Source organism: Luethyella okanaganae (assembly GCF_042660285.1).
In the GTDB taxonomy this organism is placed as follows: Bacteria; Actinomycetota; Actinomycetes; order Actinomycetales; family Microbacteriaceae; genus Luethyella; species Luethyella okanaganae.
Genome location: NZ_JBHSTP010000003.1, coordinates 172268 through 189796 on the forward strand (window position 1 = coordinate 172268; position 17529 = coordinate 189796).

General features: G+C 64.8%; 20 protein-coding genes. 18 read left to right on the plus strand and 2 right to left on the minus strand.

Annotated features, from left to right (window positions below):
- Nucleotides 1–60 precede the first annotated feature (60 nt).
- Entirely contained in the window at nucleotides 61–1254 is a 1194-nt protein-coding gene (tuf, locus tag ACFQB0_RS12170) for an elongation factor Tu (RefSeq protein ID WP_386731944.1), read from the plus strand.
- A 123-nt stretch (nucleotides 1255–1377) separates the two neighbouring features.
- On the opposite strand, the gene ACFQB0_RS12175 is transcribed toward tuf, so the two are convergent.
- A complete protein-coding gene (locus ACFQB0_RS12175; protein WP_386731947.1) occupies nucleotides 1378–1833 on the minus strand; it encodes an OsmC family protein in 456 nt (151 codons plus the stop codon).
- Between the two features lie 128 nt (nucleotides 1834–1961).
- Between ACFQB0_RS12175 and ACFQB0_RS12180 the strand changes: the two genes are divergently transcribed.
- Together ACFQB0_RS12180 and ACFQB0_RS12185 are read left to right on the plus strand one after the other, a co-directional pair.
- Nucleotides 1962–2144 carry an antitoxin gene (locus tag ACFQB0_RS12180; RefSeq protein ID WP_386731949.1) on the plus strand — a complete coding sequence of 61 codons (183 nt, stop codon included), beginning with the start codon at nucleotides 1962–1964 and terminating at the stop codon, nucleotides 2142–2144.
- 228 nt (nucleotides 2145–2372) lie between these two features.
- The gene (locus ACFQB0_RS12185; protein WP_386731952.1) at nucleotides 2373–5774 is read left to right on the plus strand and encodes a right-handed parallel beta-helix repeat-containing protein; all 3402 of its coding nucleotides are present in this window, start codon (nucleotides 2373–2375) and stop codon (nucleotides 5772–5774) included.
- Between the two features lie 53 nt (nucleotides 5775–5827).
- Here the strand turns inward: ACFQB0_RS12185 and ACFQB0_RS12190 are convergent, their stop codons facing one another.
- A complete protein-coding gene (locus ACFQB0_RS12190; protein WP_386731955.1) occupies nucleotides 5828–6118 on the minus strand; it encodes a hypothetical protein in 291 nt (96 codons plus the stop codon).
- 447 nt (nucleotides 6119–6565) lie between these two features.
- On the opposite strand from ACFQB0_RS12190, the gene ACFQB0_RS12195 reads away from it, so the two are divergent.
- The 15 genes from ACFQB0_RS12195 (at nucleotide 6566) to rplE (ending at nucleotide 17476) form a co-directional block, all read left to right on the plus strand.
- Nucleotides 6566–10246, plus strand: coding sequence for an alpha-L-fucosidase (locus tag ACFQB0_RS12195; RefSeq protein ID WP_386731958.1), 3681 nt, complete (start codon nucleotides 6566–6568; stop codon nucleotides 10244–10246).
- A gap of 533 nt (nucleotides 10247–10779) precedes the next feature.
- Nucleotides 10780–11088, plus strand: coding sequence for a 30S ribosomal protein S10 (gene rpsJ, locus ACFQB0_RS12200; protein WP_005050520.1), 309 nt, complete (start codon nucleotides 10780–10782; stop codon nucleotides 11086–11088).
- Nucleotides 11089–11097: 9 nt separating this feature from the next.
- Nucleotides 11098–11754, plus strand: coding sequence for a 50S ribosomal protein L3 (rplC, locus tag ACFQB0_RS12205; RefSeq protein WP_386731964.1), 657 nt, complete (start codon nucleotides 11098–11100; stop codon nucleotides 11752–11754).
- A 3-nt stretch (nucleotides 11755–11757) separates the two neighbouring features.
- Nucleotides 11758–12417: a 50S ribosomal protein L4 gene (rplD, locus tag ACFQB0_RS12210; protein ID WP_386731967.1), complete on the plus strand. Its 660-nt coding sequence runs from the start codon at nucleotides 11758–11760 to the stop codon at nucleotides 12415–12417.
- Nucleotides 12414–12716 (plus strand): 50S ribosomal protein L23, encoded by a 303-nt coding sequence (gene rplW, locus ACFQB0_RS12215; protein WP_386731970.1) that lies wholly within the window; start codon nucleotides 12414–12416, stop codon nucleotides 12714–12716. Before rplD ends, rplW begins: the two co-directional genes overlap by 4 nt.
- Nucleotides 12717–12734: 18 nt before the next feature.
- A complete protein-coding gene (gene rplB, locus ACFQB0_RS12220) occupies nucleotides 12735–13574 on the plus strand; it encodes a 50S ribosomal protein L2 (RefSeq protein ID WP_386731973.1) in 840 nt (279 codons plus the stop codon).
- A 12-nt stretch (nucleotides 13575–13586) separates the two neighbouring features.
- Nucleotides 13587–13868, plus strand: coding sequence for a 30S ribosomal protein S19 (rpsS, locus tag ACFQB0_RS12225; protein WP_386731976.1), 282 nt, complete (start codon nucleotides 13587–13589; stop codon nucleotides 13866–13868).
- Nucleotides 13869–13893: 25 nt separating this feature from the next.
- Entirely contained in the window at nucleotides 13894–14259 is a 366-nt protein-coding gene (gene rplV, locus ACFQB0_RS12230) for a 50S ribosomal protein L22 (protein WP_386731980.1), read from the plus strand.
- Nucleotides 14259–15011 carry a 30S ribosomal protein S3 gene (gene rpsC, locus ACFQB0_RS12235; RefSeq protein WP_386731983.1) on the plus strand — a complete coding sequence of 251 codons (753 nt, stop codon included), beginning with the start codon at nucleotides 14259–14261 and terminating at the stop codon, nucleotides 15009–15011. Before rplV ends, rpsC begins: the two co-directional genes overlap by 1 nt.
- 2 nt (nucleotides 15012–15013) lie before the next feature.
- Complete coding sequence (gene rplP / locus ACFQB0_RS12240; RefSeq protein WP_386731986.1) at nucleotides 15014–15433, plus strand: 50S ribosomal protein L16; 420 nt, start codon at nucleotides 15014–15016, stop codon at nucleotides 15431–15433.
- Nucleotides 15433–15783: a 50S ribosomal protein L29 gene (gene rpmC, locus ACFQB0_RS12245; protein ID WP_386731989.1), complete on the plus strand. Its 351-nt coding sequence runs from the start codon at nucleotides 15433–15435 to the stop codon at nucleotides 15781–15783. The genes rplP and rpmC overlap by 1 nt, the downstream gene beginning before the upstream one ends.
- A 2-nt stretch (nucleotides 15784–15785) precedes the next feature.
- The gene (gene rpsQ / locus ACFQB0_RS12250; RefSeq protein WP_386731992.1) at nucleotides 15786–16127 is read left to right on the plus strand and encodes a 30S ribosomal protein S17; all 342 of its coding nucleotides are present in this window, start codon (nucleotides 15786–15788) and stop codon (nucleotides 16125–16127) included.
- A 33-nt stretch (nucleotides 16128–16160) separates the two neighbouring features.
- Nucleotides 16161–16529, plus strand: coding sequence for a 50S ribosomal protein L14 (gene rplN / locus ACFQB0_RS12255; protein ID WP_130488199.1), 369 nt, complete (start codon nucleotides 16161–16163; stop codon nucleotides 16527–16529).
- A gap of 3 nt (nucleotides 16530–16532) precedes the next feature.
- Complete coding sequence (rplX, locus tag ACFQB0_RS12260) at nucleotides 16533–16892, plus strand: 50S ribosomal protein L24 (RefSeq protein ID WP_386731996.1); 360 nt, start codon at nucleotides 16533–16535, stop codon at nucleotides 16890–16892.
- A complete protein-coding gene (gene rplE, locus ACFQB0_RS12265) occupies nucleotides 16892–17476 on the plus strand; it encodes a 50S ribosomal protein L5 (protein ID WP_386731999.1) in 585 nt (194 codons plus the stop codon). Before rplX ends, rplE begins: the two co-directional genes overlap by 1 nt.
- Nucleotides 17477–17529 lie beyond the last annotated feature (53 nt).

Below are 17529 nucleotides of genomic sequence, written 5' to 3' on the forward strand. Positions count from 1 at the left end.
ACTGCCGGTCGAAATCCGTCGACCGGGGTTTCTACACGAGGATCCTGAGGAGGACCCACAGTGGCTAAGGCCAAGTTCGAGCGGACTAAGCCGCACGTCAACATCGGAACGATCGGTCACGTCGACCACGGCAAGACTACGCTGACCGCTGCTATCTCGAAGGTTCTGGCGGACAAGTACCCGTCGGCCACGAACGTGCAGCGCGACTTCGCGTCGATCGACTCCGCTCCCGAGGAGCGCCAGCGCGGTATCACGATCAACATCTCGCATGTCGAGTACGAGACTCCGAAGCGCCACTACGCGCACGTTGACGCCCCGGGTCACGCCGACTACATCAAGAACATGATCACCGGTGCCGCTCAGATGGACGGCGCGATCCTCGTGGTCGCCGCCACCGACGGGCCGATGGCTCAGACCCGTGAGCATGTTCTGCTCGCCAAGCAGGTCGGCGTTCCCTACCTGCTCGTCGCGCTCAACAAGTCGGACATGGTCGACGACGAGGAGATCCTCGAGCTCGTCGAGCTCGAGGTGCGTGAGCTCCTCAGCAGCCAGGGTTTCGACGGCGACAACGCTCCCGTCATCCGCGTCTCGGGTCTCAAGGCCCTCGAGGGCGACGAGAAGTGGGTCCAGAGCGTTCTGGACCTCATGGCCGCCGTCGATGAGTCCGTTCCGGATCCCGTGCGTGACCGTGACAAGCCGTTCCTCATGCCGATCGAAGACGTCTTCACGATCACCGGTCGTGGAACCGTCGTCACCGGCCGTGCAGAGCGCGGCACCCTCGCCATCAACTCCGAGGTCGAGATCGTCGGCATCCGCCCGACGCAGAAGACCACGGTCACCGGTATCGAGATGTTCCACAAGCAGCTCGACGAGGCCTGGGCCGGCGAGAACTGTGGTCTGCTCCTCCGTGGCACCAAGCGCGAAGACGTCGAGCGCGGTCAGGTTGTCGTGAAGCCGGGGTCGGTCACGCCGCACACCGACTTCGAGGGCACCGCCTACATCCTGTCCAAGGATGAGGGTGGCCGCCACAACCCGTTCTATGCGAACTACCGCCCGCAGTTCTACTTCCGTACCACCGACGTCACCGGCGTCATCACGCTGCCAGAGGGCACCGAGATGGTCATGCCCGGCGACACCACCGACATGACGGTCGCGCTGATTCAGCCGATCGCCATGGAGGAGGGCCTCGGTTTCGCCATCCGTGAGGGTGGTCGCACCGTGGGCGCCGGCACGGTCGTCAAGATCATCAAGTAGTTCCGGCAGCTCGCTGGTCGAGCTTCTCGAGACTCCATGAGGGGGTCGGACCTTTGGGCCCGACCCCCTCAATCGTCGGTGCGGATGTGCGTCCGGCGGCCCCGCGGATGCGGCAGCTGTCCGTCAATGCAGAGGCGAACCGTTCACGGTCGTGCTCAGTTCGACGCTGTCCCTGACGCTGCGGGCGATCGTGCAGCTCGCGTCGATCGCCTTGCCGATGATCGTGGCGAGCGTGGCCCGCTCGCTCTCGCCGAGGGTCTCCAGATCGAGCAGGATCTCCTCGTCGACGGCGAAGTACCGGTCCGCCTTCTCGTCGGAGGTGCCGTGCGCCCAGACGATCCCCTCGTAGTCGTCGCCCAGCCGACGGGAGATCACCCGGTCGGAGCTCATGCCCGCGCAGCCGGCCAGCGCCAGCTTGAACAGCTCACCGGGTGAGAAGTGGCCGGGGGTTCCCGCCGGTCCGATGAGCACCGTGTCGCCCTGTTCGTTGCGCCCCTCGTATGTGCGGTTTCCTGTGCGCGTCGCGGAGACGCTGCCGGGGCCGGCGCGGTGCGGCGCGGCGAGTCGTGAGTCAGTCATGCGCCCATCCTCTCGCAGGGCTGCCGAAGTCGGAAACGAGTCCGCCCCCTTTACAAGGACGGCGTTCCGCCCAAGAATGAAGGGGCGCCGCCTCGATCGTGGCGGAATTCTTACCGAAGGGACAACGCATGGGACTTGAGGATCTGACCAACCAGGCCAAGGAATTCCTGAAGAGCGACCAGGCTGAGGACATCAGCGACAAGTTGCTCGATGGTGCGGCCGACCTCGCCAACAAGGTCACTGGCGACAAGTTCTCGGATCAGGTCGAGGGCGCGCGTGACGCGGCCGACAAGGCTGTCGGGAACGAATAGAGGTTTCACCGGGCGCGAGTCCGGCAGGGCGGGGTCGGGCATGTGCCCGGCCCCGCTTTCGTCTCGTGCGCACGAGCCAGCGGGCTTGTCTCCGCACGGCGTGAACAAAACATAGGATGAATTGACGCCATAGCTCTTGACAAGGAGCGGGACTATGGAAATAGCATTGCTTCGACTTCCTTAAAGATCAGATGTATTTTCTGCCTACTCGATGAGAAATGGTGTGCAATGAAGCCCACTGGTCGTTCTGCTCGTTCCGCACGCAGTCTGCGGTCGCTGACCGCGATCGTCGCCTCCTCTTTCCTCGCCCTCGCCGGGGTGTCGCTGTCGGCGGTTCCAGCCGCAGCGGCGACCCCGACCGTCATTATCGTCTCGCCCGGTGGCGACGACGCAGCAGCCGGAACGGCCGCGGCGCCGATCGCCACGCTGGTCGAGGCGCGGCAGCGTGTGCGCACCGCGCTCGAGGCGGGGGAGACCCCGGTCACCGTCGAACTCGGCGACGGGCAGTACTCCATCGACCAGACCGTGCTTCTGGACGAGCGGGACTCCGGCACGCCGGGCGCACCCGTGGTCTGGAAGGCCGCGGACGGCGCGCAGCCGATCCTCTCGGGCGGGCGGACACTGACGCCGAGCTGGTCGACGCATGCGGGTCAGATCTTGGTGGCCGACGTCCCTGTCGGCATCGACACCGACCAGCTCTTCGTGAACGGCCAGCGGCAGATCCTGGCGCGCTACCCGAACTATCAGCCCGGCCAGAAGCTCGGCGGCTATGCGCCTGACGCCATAGCGCCCGCACGAGTGGCGACATGGTCCAACCCGACGACCGGGCAGGTGCGTGCCATGCACCTCAACGACTGGGGCGGCAATTCCTATCGCATCACGGGAGTCTCCAATGGGAACGCCGTGCTCGAATGGGTCGGCGACAACCAGCGCGGCGACCAGCCGCATGTCACCTACCGCATGGTCGAGAACATCTTCGAGGAACTCGACTCCCCCGGCGAGTGGTTCCATGACAAGGCGGCGAACAAGTTGTATTACTGGCCGGCGGCCGGAGTCGACGTGAACACGGCGTCGTTCCGAACCGCCGAGATCCCCGAACTCATCCGGGTGCAGGGCGCCGACTCGTCGTCGCCTGCGCACGACATCCAGTTTCTCGGACTGACGTTCACCCAGACGCACCGCACCTTGTTCACGGGCACCTTCGAGCCGATCTCGCTCAGCGACTGGGCGATCGTCCGCCAGGGCTCGGTGGTCATGAAGAACACCCAGCGCGTCGACATCCGCTCGTCACGATTCACCGAGGTCGGCGGCAACGCGGTCTTCATCGACGGCTACGCGCAGGGGAACGTCGTCGACCACAATGTGTTCTTCCGCTCGGGGGCGAGCGATGTCGCCGTCGTCGGCTGCGGCTGCGCGGTGCGTGACTACTCGACGTGGGGTCACGAGGTGCGCACCATCACCGACACGACGCCAGGGCCGAAGACCGAGGACTACCCGCGCGAACTCACCGTCTCGAACAATCTGATGTCGGAGATGGGGCGATTCGAGAAGCAGACCGCCGGGGTGGAGGTCTCGATCGCGAGCCGCATCCGGGTGCTCAACAACACCATTCACGACGGACCGCGGGCCGGCATCAACATCGGGGACGGAACCTGGGGCGGGCACCTGATCTCCGGCAACGATCTCTACAATCTCGTGACGGAGACGGGTGACCACGGCCCGATCAACTCCTGGGGTCGTGACCGGTTCTGGCCGGCATCCGGGCTGAGCGCGGAACAGCGCAAGGCGTACGCCTTCCTGGACGCCGTCGAACCGACGACGATCGACCACAACCGCATCTGGCACAACCGAGAGTGGGCCATCGACCTCGACGACGGTTCGGGCAACTACGTGCTGAGCAACAACCTGCTTCTGAACGCCGGTATCAAACTGCGCGAGGGCTATCGCCGGATCGTGAGCAACAACATCCTCGTCGACGGCGGAGTGCATTCCCATGTCTCCTACACGGCCAACGAGGACCGGGTCGTCAAGAACGTCACCTTCGCGAGGACGCCGTATTACTTCATCCAGGCGGATCCGGCGTTCTCGGGGATCTTCTACGACGACAACACCTTCTTCAACGACGGTCTCGCCGTCTCGGTCGTCGACGCCGCATGGCGTGCGGCTGGCCACGACGTGCACTCGGTGATCGCGAATCCGCGTGCTCCGCAGAGCCCCTGGCAGCACCCCGGGATGCTCGACTACACCCTGGCCGCCGACTCTCCGGCTCTTGGCCTCGGCTTCGTCAACTTCCCGATGGACACCTTCGGCAAGCCGGGCGTCCCGGCGGCGACGCCTCCCGTGACGTGGGAGACCGCGGCAGAGGGCGGAACACGCGACTCCTGGATCGAGCCGTGGCTCGGCGCGGAGACGAGCGGCATCTACTCTGCCGCCCTGGCTTCCTCCGTCGGTCTCTCCGAGAGCGCCGGGTATTACCTCAAGACGGTTCCGGCGGGAAGTGCGGCAGCCGCCGCCGGGCTCACGGCGGGCGACGTTATCCAGTCGATCAACGGGGTCGTCATCACCGACAAGAACAGCTTCTGGAAGGAATGGAACTCGATGCACGGCGGCGTGACGGTCTCGCTCGGCGTGTGGCGCAACCAGGCCCTGGTGTCGGTTGCCCTCGTGCGGCCGACCGGAGTCGAGAAGATCAACAACACCTCCGGCGTCGTCTACTCCGGTTCCGGATGGGACTGGAAGAACGACAAGCGCGGCGGTGCGAAGAGCTACCTTAACGACATCGACGCCACGCAAGGACAGGGCAGCTCATTCACCCTGTCCTTCTGGGGCACAGGGTTGACCATGAGCACGCAGACCAACTCCGACGAGGCGGTCATCGAGCTCTCGGTCGACGGCGGCGCCTGGCAGCGGGTCGATCTGCGCACCCCGACGCGCATCTTCCAATCCCAAGTGTTCAACACCGGCACGCTCGCAGACGGGGCGCACACGGTGGTCGGGCGCAGCACCAACACCGGATACTTCCTCGTCGACTCCTTCGAGATCACACGAGTCCAGACACCCCCGACGATCGCTCTCGGCACCGAGAGCGTCCAATCCGGAGATCCTGTCAGCGTTTCCCTCCGTGATGGCGTCGTCAACGGAGAGTACGCCTTGGAGCTGGTGAGCGATATCGGGGCGATCCCACTTGGCTCGGTGACCGCGGGAATCGATGGAACAGCCCGGGCTGAGGTCGTCGTACCCGATGGCACCGCGGCGGGAACGTACACGCTGCGCGCCACCTTCGGCGAGCTCACGGCGACGGCACCGCTCACGGTCACGGAGCCGCCCACGAATCCGATGATCGTGTTTGACGTGTTGGCGAAGGGGCGGTGTGTTGCGGGTAGGGCGTTTGTGGCGGTGACGGTGACGAATGGGGAGAGCGTGCCGATCAGGGTCAGTGTGCTGACTCCTTATGGGTCCAAGTCCTTCCCGAAGGTGGTCGCGGGCAAGAAGGCGTTCCATTTCTTCGCCTCTCGCCTGGTGGACCTGCCTGCAGGCTCTGTGACCGTTTGGGCCAGTGGTGTCATCGACGGCGAGAAGGTCTCGGTCAGCCGTGATGTCTCCTTCGACGCGGTGAACTGCGCCGGCTGAGCGCATCCGACCAACCGCCGGTCTCAGTCACGACCATTTAGATCTAGAACCATTTAGATCCAAAGGAGAGAGAACCTGAAACTGCACAGGAACATGTCGCGGGTGACGGCCTCGGCATTCGCGCCCTCATGTTGGTCGCTGCGGTCAGCGCCACGGCCGCCGCGGAAGAACAGCACGGGGACGAGGGGGTAGACGTTCTCGTCGAGATCGCGCGGGTCACCGAACCCGGCGTACTCGCCCTGAGCGTCGCAGCCGCCGAGGTCGCGCTCGTCGAGAGCGGGTCCGATCACCTCGTGCGTCAGTTCACCGGCGAGCTGCCGAAGGTCACGGTGACCGACACGCACACGGCTGGGGAGATCCCCGGCGGGACCTTCTGGTATGTCCTCGGATCCTCAACCGACTTCGTCGGCGATGCCGGGCAGACTCCGATCGGCGCCGGCCACCTCGGCTGGGCCCCATGGTTGCTCGACGGCGGCACAGGAGACGCTGCCGGGCAACAATGTCGGCCTCGCACCCGAGCGCTCCGGGTGAACAGTGACGCTGCTGCGTACGCTCACCTGGCTGCGCGACCGCGTTCGACCGCGAGGAGCGGTGCTGCGTCGTGGGCAAAATGTTGCTCGGCTCATCCACGACTCCTCTGTCTTGGAGCGGAACTATCTAAGCAGCAAGCACCAATACATCGGATTAATTAGCTCACCCCCTGAGGTGGTTGGCCAGAAGTTTCTGCCAATTTTCTTGACAGAGCCGAGAAACATCCAGACAATAGTTCAAATACATCCTACCAATCGACGGTGTCGTCATGGGGCACGCTCAGCAAGGAGGCTCAGCTCGTGCAACGGAATAAGAGATCACTCGGTCACGCCGCGATCGCACTAGCAACCGGCTCGATACTGGCGCTCTCGGGAATCACTTCGGCGTCGGCGTCGGCGTCGACGTCGACGCCGACGTTGCGGACGGAGCAGTACACGCCCTCGGTCGAAGGACTGCCCGCCGAGATGAACACGGCGACCAGCGCCGAGATCGCAGCCTGGCAGAAACTCCAGTTCGGGCTCTTCATCCACTGGGGCTTGTTCTCGGTTGCCGGTGGCGTCTGGGAGGGGCAGCCGGTCACGAAGAGCTACAGCGAGCAGATCCGGCTCCAGGTTCCGCAATCGACGGTGACCGCACAGGATCAGAAGATGTCCGATGACGAGTTCTACGCGCTCGGCAACGGTTTCACGGGCGCGAACTACAAACCCGCAGACATCTGCTCGCTCGCCAAAGAGGCGGGAATGCGCTATGTCGTGCTGACGACGAAGCACCATGACGGCTTCTCCATGTGGGATACGGCGACGAGCACGGTCGACGTCGTCGACAAGACCGCGTACGCCAAAGACGTGCTCAAGGAGCTCCAGCTCGCCTGTGAGGCACAGGGGATCAAGCTCGGCCTCTACTACTCCTTGGCGGACTGGGAGCTCGGCCACCGCTGGAGCTCGTACAAGCTGAGCGACAGCGACATGGTGCACATCAAGAAGCAACTCACCGAACTGCTCACGAACTACGGTGCCATCGAGGAATTGTGGTTCGACATGGGCCTGCCGACAGCGGCGCAGAGCAAGGAGCTCGCCGATCTCGTGCACGGACTGCAGAAGGGCACCGCCGTCAACGGCCGGATCTGGAACAACCAGTCGGACTTCAAGGTGATGGGTGACAATGCCATTCCGGCCGGCAACCAGGCGCTCCCCTGGCAGACCCCGGCGTCGATCTTCCACGAGACCTGGGGCTACCGCAGCTGGCAGGATCGCCCCGACCTTCCGGGAAAGACCCGCCAGCTCATCCGCGACTACGCCAACGTGGTCGGAGGCGGTGGAAACTACCTGCTGAACATCGGTCCGACCGGTGATGGCTCCGTCGTGCCCTACGAGGCCGATGTGCTCAAGGGAATCGGAGCCTGGAACGCGCGTCATCCGAACGCCGTGCTCGGTGCCACGGCGACGCGGTTCGGAGCGCAGCCGTGGGGCACCGTGACGATGAACGGCGACGACCTCTACCTGCTCGTCAAGAACTGGCCGACCGATGGCAAGCTCCGTCTGCCCGGGGTCGCCAACCCTGTCAACGGTGTCACCGTCGACGGTGGCGGCGACCTCGGCTGGACGCGTGAGGGCGATGATGTCGTCGTCAGCGTGCCAGCGGCGGCGCCGGACGACGATCTTTCGGTGCTCCGCGTCGCGCTCGATGGTGCCCCACGCTACATTCCGGCGACGGCCGCTGCCGAAACCGAGGCGGGCCGGTGGACTGCGTCCACGACCAGCCGCTACAGCATCGAGGACATCGGCGAGCAGGGGTACGATGGATTCACCGACAGCCAGGTATACACCGAGGGCTTCGTGCGGGGAGCCGACGTCGACCGCATCGATCGGTACGTCCGCCTCACCGGCGCGGCGACACCAGGACGCGACTATCGTGTGACGGTCGGGTCGCAGGAGTTCGTTCTCGATGGCGCAGCGCTGACGAAGACGAACCTCGGACCGTTGACGGTGCGGGCGAAGCAGATCCTGCCGATCAAGGTCGCGCTCGCGGAGCCCGCCTACCCGGCGCAGGATCTCGGTGCCTCGATCCTCCGAATCGAGCTCGGCGGGTCCGAGCTCGGGGCCCCGGGCACGCCAGAACTCGTGTCGTTCAAGAAACCGGCCGCGCAATCGAGCGACTACAGCCCGACGTTCCCGGCGTCGAAAGCCGTCGACGGCATCACCACCGGAACCTACGAGAACCTCGCGGCGACCCAGGACGGCACCAACGCCATCGCCTGGTGGCAGGTCGATCTCGGCACTGACCGTGTGCTCTCGTCGGCGAAGATCTGGAACCGGAGCGACTGCTGTCAGTCACGGCTCACCAACTTCACGATCATCGTCTCGAAGGAGCCGTTCCCGGCCGCGCCGCTGACCGAGGCGGAGCTGGCGTCGCCCACGTACTCCGTCACGTCGATCGACGAACAGATGGGCCGTCCCTCGACCATCCCGCTCGCGGGCACCGGGCGGTATGTGCGCATTCAGCAGGACGCGCCGAACATTCCATTGAACCTCAGCGAGGTGGAGCTCTACGGCATCGAGCCGCCGAACACGGCGACGGCGCCGGAGGCCCCTGTGGCGCCGTCGGTCGCGGCTGCCACGCCCGACTCGTTGAACGTCGCCTGGTCAGCACCGGCCGACGGCGGAAAGCCGATCACCGGCTACATCCTCACCGCCACCAACCTGGACATCGCATCCGGCGCTCCCGGCGACAAGACGAGGTTCGATGTCGCAGGGAACGTTCTCAGGGCGAACCTCGGGGGGCTGGTCGCCGGTCGGTACACGGTAACCGTGTCCGCCGTGAACGAGATCGGTGTGTCGAAGGCTTCGGCGGAGTCGGACGGTATCGCGCTCGCGCTCGAGTCCGCTCCGAAGCTCTTGTCCTCGAACAGGCCGGCTGTACAGTCGAGCACCTATGACGGTCCTGCGTACGGGGCGGCGAAAGCGGTCGACGGCGACACGAGCGGCCTGATCAGCAATGTGGCCGCGACGAGCAGCGATGAGGGGGCGGCTTGGTGGGAGGTGGATCTGGAGGGGGCGAATGCGCTCACGGTGGCGAAGATCTGGAATCGGGTCGACTGCTGCCAGTCACGGCTCAAGAACGTCAAGCTCGTCGTCTCGACGGAGCCGTTCCCGGCGAGGGCGCTGACGACCGACGAGCTCGCGTCCCCGGCGTACGGCGTCACGCATGTCACGGAGCAAGTGGGTCGTCCGACCACGATCCCGCTCGATGCTCCCGGCCGCTACGTTCGGATCCAGGTCGACGACCCTGATGTCCCGCTGGCGCTCAGTGAGGTCCAGGTCTACGGAGTTCCGCTCGCAACCGCGCCGGCCGCGCCGGCGGCCCCCGTTGTGGAGGCCGTCTCCGACGACTCGGTGAAGGTCTCGTGGGCTGCGCCCGCCGATGGCGGCAAGCCGATCACGGGATACACGGTCGCGCTCACCAACGTGGGAGATCCGATCGACTCTCCCGATCGCACGAGGAGTGTCGAGGTCGCCGGGAACGTGCCCACCACGGACTTCACGGGCCTGCCGCGCGGTCGCTACACGGTGGTCGTGTCGGCTGGCAACGAGATCGGGATGTCGCCGCCCTCGGCGGAGTCCGCCGAGGTGGAGGTGCTCGGTACACCGATGATCGTGTTTGACGTGTTGGCGAAGGGGCGGTGTGTTGCGGGTAGGGCGTTTGTGGCGGTGACGGTGACGAATGGGGAGAGCGTGCCGATCAGGGTCAGTGTGCTGACTCCTTATGGGTCCAAGTCCTTCCCGAAGGTGGTCGCGGGCAAGAAGGCGTTCCATTTCTTCGCCTCTCGCCTGGTGGACCTGCCTGCAGGCTCTGTGACCGTTTGGGCCAGTGGCGTCATCGACGGCGAGAAGGTCTCGGTCAGCCGTGATGTCTCCTTCGACGCGGTGAACTGCGCCGGCTGATATGTAGCCGACTGAGACCTTGCCGAGTGTGTCCGTCTCCGTCGATGGTGACCGGCGCACCGGACGCTCTCGACGGAGACGGACACACCCGACGACGCAAGCCCGGCGCGCGACACGCCCGGGCTTGCAGCATCCCTGGATCTGTGGCAAACTCGTCTAGTTCAACATTTCCCGCTACCGCGCTGTGCGCACCACGGGAATCACTGCCAGGCAGTGCATAACCTCCTCCACGGGCTCATGAGCCAGGGCGGATCAGGGTAGGCCGCGGGTAGCAGGACAAAGCTTAATCGACTCTCACCGGACATGGGCTATCCATGTCTTCGCAACGGCGACACGCCTGAGCGCGGGGGTCGGTGGCTGGTTCGATGATCGGGCCTGTCGAGAGCAGCGGGCCCACCGGGGTCTCGTTGCTTTGGACAGGTCCGATCGCCGGCCGCTTGACAGATAAACAGTGGTGCAACTCACGAAGTACTACGACGGCGTCCGATGCAGCCAACCGGATGTAAGACGCCTTGACAGAGAGAGAGTCAGACATGGCGGGACAGAAGATCCGCATTCGACTTAAGTCTTACGACCACGAGGTCATCGACACCTCGGCGCGCAAGATCGTCGACACGGTCACCCGTGCGGGTGCGACCGTCGTCGGCCCGGTGCCGCTTCCGACCGAGAAGAACGTGGTGTGTGTCATCCGTTCGCCTCACAAGTACAAGGACAGCCGCGAGCACTTCGAAATGCGCACCCACAAGCGGCTGATCGACATCATCGACCCGACGCCGAAGGCCGTCGACTCGCTCATGCGGCTCGACCTGCCAGCCGACGTCAACATCGAGATCAAGCTCTAAGGAAAGACCATGTCTACTGCTACCAAGACCTCCAAGGGTCTGCTGGGCACGAAGCTTGGCATGACCCAGGTGTGGGATGAGAACAACAAGCTCGTTCCCGTCACCGTCATCGAGATCGCCCCGAACGTGGTCACCCAGGTTCGCACCGTCGAGGTCGACGGTTACAGCGCCGTTCAGATCGCCGCCGGCCAGATCGATCCGCGCAAGGTGAACAAGCCCGCCTCCGGTCACTTCGACAAGGCGGGCGTCACGCCGCGTCGTCACCTCACCGAGGTGCGCACCGCTGACGCGGCCGACTACAGCCTGGGCCAGGAGCTCACCGCCGAGAGCGTGTTCACGGCCGGCCAGCTGGTCGACGTCGTCGGCACCTCGAAGGGCAAGGGCTTCGCCGGCGTGATGAAGCGCCACAACTTCAAGGGCGTCTCCGCTTCGCACGGTTCGCACCGTAACCACCGCAAGCCCGGCTCCATCGGCGCTTCGTCGACCCCGAGCCGTGTCTTCAAGGGCATGCGCATGGCCGGCCGCATGGGTGGTGAGCGTGTCACCGTTCTCAACCTCAAGGTGCACTCGGTCGATGCCGAGAAAGGCCTGCTGCTGGTCAAGGGCGCCGTTCCCGGCGCTCGCGGCCGCCTCGTTTTCGTCCGCAACGCAGTGAAGGGGGCGTAGTTCATGGCTACCGCTACCAACACCATCGATGTCCTGGATGTCACGGGCAAGAAGGCCGGCTCGGTCGAGCTGCCCGCCGAGCTCTTCGACGTCCAGACGAACGTCCCGCTCATCCACCAGGTCGTCGTCGCGCAACTCGCGGCCGCGCGCCAGGGCACGCACAAGACCAAGGGTCGCGGCGAGGTCTCGGGTGCAGGCCGCAAGCCGTTCAAGCAGAAGGGAACCGGTCGCGCTCGTCAGGGCTCGATCCGCGCGCCCCAGATGACCGGCGGTGGCATCGTCCACGGACCGGTGCCCCGCAGCTACGCGCAGCGCACCCCCAAGAAGATGATCGCGGCAGCTCTGCTCGGTGCTCTCTCCGACCGCGCCCGTGGTGGCCGCCTGCACGTCGTGCAGACGCTCATCCTCGGCGAGACGCCGAAGACCAAGGACGCCGTCGCGTACCTCTCGGGCATCACGTCCTCGAAGCACGTCCTCGTCGTGCTCGAGCGTGGCGACGAGCTGTCGGCCCTCGCCGTCCGCAACATCCCCGAGGTGCACGTGCTGCTCTCCGACCAGCTGAACGCCTATGACGTCCTCGTCTCCGACGACATCGTCTTCACCCAGGCTGCCTTCGAGGCCTTCGTTGCCAGCAAGGCGAAGAAGGAAGAGGTCTCCGCATGAGCGCCGCCCACAACAAGGACCCGCGCGACATCATCATCGCCCCGGTCGTCTCCGAGAAGAGCTACGGCCTGATCGACGAGGGCAAGTACACCTTCGTCGTCGACCCCCGAGCGAACAAGACCGAGATCAAGCTCGCCATCGAGAAGATCTTCAAGGTCCAGGTCGCATCGATCAACACGCTGAACCGCACCGGCAAGACCCGCCGCACCAAGTTCGGCCTCGGCAAGCGCAAGGACACCAAGCGCGCCATCGTGACGCTCAAGTCCGGTTCCATCGACATCTTCACGGCTGTCGGCTAGGGAGCAGAGGAATAAAGAATGGCTATTCGTAAGTACAAGCCCACGACCCCGGGTCGTCGCGGTTCGTCTGTTGCGGACTTCGCAGAGATCACCCGCTCCACACCCGAGAAGTCGCTGCTCCGTCCGCTGCCGAAGACCGGTGGCCGCAACAACCAGGGACGCATCACGACCCGTCACATCGGTGGTGGCCACAAGCGCCAGTACCGGGTCATCGACTTCCGTCGCAATGACAAGGACGGCGTGAACGCCAAGGTCGCCCACATCGAGTACGACCCCAACCGCACGGCGCGCATCGCGCTGCTGCACTACGTCGACGGCACCAAGCGCTACATTCTGGCGCCGAACAAGCTCTCGCAGGGCGACATTGTCGAGTCGGGTTCGAGTGCGGACATCAAGCCGGGCAACAACCTGCCGCTGAAGAACATCCCCACCGGTACCGTCGTGCACGCCATCGAGCTCCGCCCCGGTGGCGGTGCCAAGATGGCCCGCTCGGCCGGCGCCTCGGTGCGTCTCGTCGCCAAGGACGGCCCCTACGCCCAACTGCGTCTGCCCTCGGGCGAGATCCGCAACGTCGATGCGCGCTGCCGTGCGACCGTCGGAGAGGTCGGCAACGCCGAGCAGTCGAACATCAACTGGGGCAAGGCCGGCCGCAAGCGCTGGAAGGGCGTCCGCCCGACCGTGCGTGGTGTCGCCATGAACCCGGTCGACCACCCGCACGGTGGTGGTGAGGGCAAGACCTCCGGTGGTCGCCACCCGGTCAGCCCGTGGGGCCAGAAGGAAGGCCGCACTCGTCGTCCGAACAAGGAAAGCGACAAGCTCATCGTTCGCCGCCGCACCGTTGGCAAGAAGCGCAAGTAGGAGTTGTAGAAGATGCCACGCAGTCTGAAGAAGGGCCCCTTCGTTGATGACCACCTGCTTCGCAAGGTCGTCACACAGAACGAGGCCAACAGCAAGAACGTGATCAAGACCTGGTCGCGCCGCTCGATGATCATTCCGGCCATGCTGGGACATACGATCGCGGTGCACGACGGTCGCAAGCACATCCCGGTGTTCGTCACCGAGACCATGGTCGGGCACAAGCTCGGAGAGTTCGCGCCCACCCGCACCTTCCGTGGACACGTGAAGGACGACAAGAAGGGCCGTCGCCGCTAAGCGGTGACGTGAAGGAGGAGAAGAAATGGTGGAGTCGATCGCACGCGTGCGTCACATCCGCGTCACCCCCCAGAAGGCTCGTCGCGTCGTCAACCTGATCCGCGGCAAGCAGGCACAGGAGGCACTCGCCATCCTGAAGTTCGCACCACAGGGCGCGAGTGAGCCGGTGTACAAGCTGGTCGCCTCCGCAATCGCCAACGCGCGAGTCAAAGCGGACGCCTCGAACACCTATCTGGACGAGCAGGACCTCTACGTGAGCCGAGCATTCGTCGACGAGGGCGCGACCCTCAAGCGTTTCCAGCCGCGTGCACAGGGCCGCGCTTTCCGAATCAACAAGCGCACCAGCCACATCACTGTTGTGCTCGCCACTCCTGAGGAGGGTACGAAGTAATGGGTCAGAAAGTAAACCCCTACGGCTTCCGTCTCGGCATCACCACCGACCACGTGTCGCGGTGGTTCTCCGACAGCACCAAGCCGGGGCAGCGCTACAGCGACTACATCGCCGAGGACGTCAAGATCCGCCGGATGCTCGGCACCACGCTCGACCGCGCCGGTGTCTCCCGCATCGAGATCGAGCGCACACGTGACCGTGTCCGCGTCGACATCCACACCGCCCGACCTGGCATCGTGATCGGTCGTCGTGGTGCGGAGGCCGAACGCATCCGTGCCGACCTCGAGAAGCTCACCGGCAAGCAGATCCAGCTGAACATCCTCGAGGTCAAGAACCCCGAGGCCGACGCTCAGCTCGTCGCGCAGGGCATTGCCGAGCAGCTCTCCGCCCGCGTGGCTTTCCGCCGCGCGATGCGCAAGGGTCTGCAAGGCGCGCAGCGTGCCGGTGCCAAGGGCGTCCGCATCCAGGTATCCGGCCGTCTCGGCGGCGCAGAGATGAGCCGCTCGGAGTTCTACCGCGAAGGCCGTGTGCCCCTGCACACCCTGCGCGCGAACATCGACTACGGCTTCTACGAGGCCAAGACCACCTTCGGTCGCATCGGCGTGAAGGTTTGGATCTACAAGGGCGACATCACCAACAAGGAACTCGCTCGCGAGCAGGCGAACCAGAAGTCGTCGCGCCCCGAGCGGAGCGACCGACCCCGCCGCGCCCCGCGTGCCGAGGCGCCGGTTGCAGCAGGAGTTGAGGCATAACCATGTTGATCCCACGTCGAGTCAAGCACCGTAAGCAGCACCACCCCGGCCGTAGCGGCCACGCCACCGGTGGTACCAAGGTCACCTTCGGTGAGTTCGGTATCCAGGCCCTGACCTCTGCTTATGTGACCAACCGTCAGATCGAGTCCGCTCGTATCGCGATGACGCGTCACATCAAGCGTGGCGGGAAGGTGTGGATCAACATCTACCCCGACCGTCCGCTCACGAAGAAGCCGGCCGAGACCCGCATGGGTTCCGGTAAGGGTTCGCCCGAGTGGTGGGTCGCCAACGTCAAGCCGGGTCGCGTTCTCTTCGAGGTCTCGGGCGTCAACGAGCAGCTCGCTCGTGAAGCCATGACCCGTGCAATTCACAAGCTGCCCCTCAAGGCACGCATCATCAAGCGCGAGGAGGGCGACGCATAATGGCGATCGGATCCAAGGAGCTCAGCCCCGTCGAGCTCGACACTTTCGAGGACGAGCGTCTCGTCGACGAGCTGAGGAAGGCCAAGGAAGAGCTGTTCAACCTGCGATTCCAGTCCGCTACCGGCCAGCTCGAGAGCCACGGCCGCCTTCGTGCCGTCAAGCGCGACATCGCCCGCATCTACACGGTCATCCGTGAGCGCGAGCTGGGTATTCGTGCGACGCCCGCCCCGGTCGAGGTTCCCGCCAAGGCCGAGAAGAAGAGCGCGGCGAAGTCCGCCACCAAGAAGGCCAAGGCCGAGGAGTCCGTCACGGACGCCGCCGCCGAGGTCGCAGAGACGAAGGAGGCCTAGTCATGGCAACCGCCCCCAAAGCGGCAAACACCGCGAAGGCCAGCGTCGAGACCGGTCACGAGTCGGCTGCTCACGACGTCAAGGACGTCGCAGCCCGTGGCTACCGCAAGGTTCGTCGTGGCTACGTGACCAGCGACAAGATGGACAAGACCATCGTCGTCGAGGTCGAAGACCGCGTGAAGCACCCGCTCTACGGCAAGGTCATCCGCCGCACCTCCAAGGTGAAGGCTCACGACGAGCTCAATACCGCGGGTATCGGCGACCTCGTTGTCATCAGCGAGACCCGTCCCCTGAGCGCATCCAAGCGGTGGCGCCTGGTCGAGATTCTCGAGAAGGCAAAGTAGGCCTCGCGGCTTGCTTCGTAGAAGGAGTTAGAAGTGCTTCAGCAAGAATCACGGCTCAAGGTCGCAGACAACACCGGCGCCAAGGAGCTGCTCACCATTCGTGTGCTCGGTGGCTCCGGTCGTCGCTACGCCGGCCTCGGTGACGTCATCGTCGCCACGGTCAAGGATGCGATCCCCGGCGGCAACGTCAAGAAGGGCGATGTGGTCAAGGCCGTCATCGTCCGCACCAAGAAGCAGACCCGTCGTCCCGACGGTTCGTACATCAAGTTCGATGAGAACGCCGCAGTGATCCTGAAGAACGACGGTGACCCCCGCGGCACCCGCATCTTCGGACCAGTCGGTCGCGAGCTTCGCGACAAGAAGTTCATGAAGATCATCTCGCTGGCGCCGGAGGTTATCTAAGTCATGGCCAACATCAAGAAGGGCGATCTCGTCCAGGTCATCAGCGGTCGCAGCCAGGCACGCGGTGGAGACCGCGGCAAGCAGGGTCGGGTCATCGAGGTCCAGGTCGAGAAGAACCGCGTCATCGTCGAGGGTGTCAACTTCGTCACCAAGCATGTGCGCGTCGGACAGACCCAGCGCGGCACCAAGACCGGCGGCATCGAGACCCACGAGGCCCCGATCCACGTGTCGAACGTCGCCATCGTCGACCCGGAGACCAAGAAGCCGACGCGCGTCGGCTTCCGCAACGAGGAAGTAACCAAGGACGGCGTCACCAAGACTGTCCGCGTGCGTTACGCCAAGAAGTCAGGTAAGGACCTGTAATGACTGAAACTGCCGTGGGAACTGGCAAAATCCAGCCCCGCCTCAAGCAGAAGTACCAGGGCGAGATTCTCGCTGCGCTGAAGGACGAGCTCGGCTTCACCAACGTGCACCAGGTGCCCGGTCTGGTGAAGATCGTCGTGAACATGGGGGTCGGCGAAGCCGCGCGCGATGGCAAGGTCATCGACGGCGCCGTTGCGGACCTCACCAAGATCACCGGTCAGAAGCCGCAGGTCACCAAGGCACGCAAGTCGATCGCGCAGTTCAAGCTGCGCGAAGGCCAGCCCATCGGCGCGCACGTCACGCTGCGCGGCGACCGCATGTGGGAGTTCCTCGATCGTCTGCTCTCGCTGGCTCTTCCCCGCATCCGCGACTTCCGCGGCCTCTCGGACAAGCAGTTCGACGGCGCGGGCAACTACACCTTCGGTCTCACGGAGCAGGCGATGTTCCACGAGATCGACCAGGACAAGATCGACCGCGTTCGCGGCATGGACATCACCGTGGTGACCACGGCCAAGAGCAACGACGAGGGCCGCGCGCTGCTCAAGCAGCTCGGCTTCCCGTTCCGCACGACCGAGAACCAGTAGCACCTACCGGATGTCCGGGGCTCAGGCGCAGGACATCCGGGAACCGGGACCAG

Coding starts and splice junctions, on each gene's coding strand:
- ACFQB0_RS12175 (WP_386731947.1), bottom strand. CDS start 1,833: ATGACTGACTCACGACTCGCCGCGCCGCACCGCGCCGGCCCCGGCAGC.
- ACFQB0_RS12180 (WP_386731949.1), top strand. CDS start 1,962: ATGGGACTTGAGGATCTGACCAACCAGGCCAAGGAATTCCTGAAGAGC.
- ACFQB0_RS12185 (WP_386731952.1), top strand. CDS start 2,373: ATGAAGCCCACTGGTCGTTCTGCTCGTTCCGCACGCAGTCTGCGGTCG.
- rpsJ (WP_005050520.1), top strand. CDS start 10,780: ATGGCGGGACAGAAGATCCGCATTCGACTTAAGTCTTACGACCACGAG.
- rplC (WP_386731964.1), top strand. CDS start 11,098: ATGTCTACTGCTACCAAGACCTCCAAGGGTCTGCTGGGCACGAAGCTT.
- rplD (WP_386731967.1), top strand. CDS start 11,758: ATGGCTACCGCTACCAACACCATCGATGTCCTGGATGTCACGGGCAAG.
- rplW (WP_386731970.1), top strand. CDS start 12,414: ATGAGCGCCGCCCACAACAAGGACCCGCGCGACATCATCATCGCCCCG.
- rplB (WP_386731973.1), top strand. CDS start 12,735: ATGGCTATTCGTAAGTACAAGCCCACGACCCCGGGTCGTCGCGGTTCG.
- rpsS (WP_386731976.1), top strand. CDS start 13,587: ATGCCACGCAGTCTGAAGAAGGGCCCCTTCGTTGATGACCACCTGCTT.
- rplV (WP_386731980.1), top strand. CDS start 13,894: ATGGTGGAGTCGATCGCACGCGTGCGTCACATCCGCGTCACCCCCCAG.
- rpsC (WP_386731983.1), top strand. CDS start 14,259: ATGGGTCAGAAAGTAAACCCCTACGGCTTCCGTCTCGGCATCACCACC.
- rplP (WP_386731986.1), top strand. CDS start 15,014: ATGTTGATCCCACGTCGAGTCAAGCACCGTAAGCAGCACCACCCCGGC.
- rpmC (WP_386731989.1), top strand. CDS start 15,433: ATGGCGATCGGATCCAAGGAGCTCAGCCCCGTCGAGCTCGACACTTTC.
- rpsQ (WP_386731992.1), top strand. CDS start 15,786: ATGGCAACCGCCCCCAAAGCGGCAAACACCGCGAAGGCCAGCGTCGAG.
- rplX (WP_386731996.1), top strand. CDS start 16,533: ATGGCCAACATCAAGAAGGGCGATCTCGTCCAGGTCATCAGCGGTCGC.
- rplE (WP_386731999.1), top strand. CDS start 16,892: ATGACTGAAACTGCCGTGGGAACTGGCAAAATCCAGCCCCGCCTCAAG.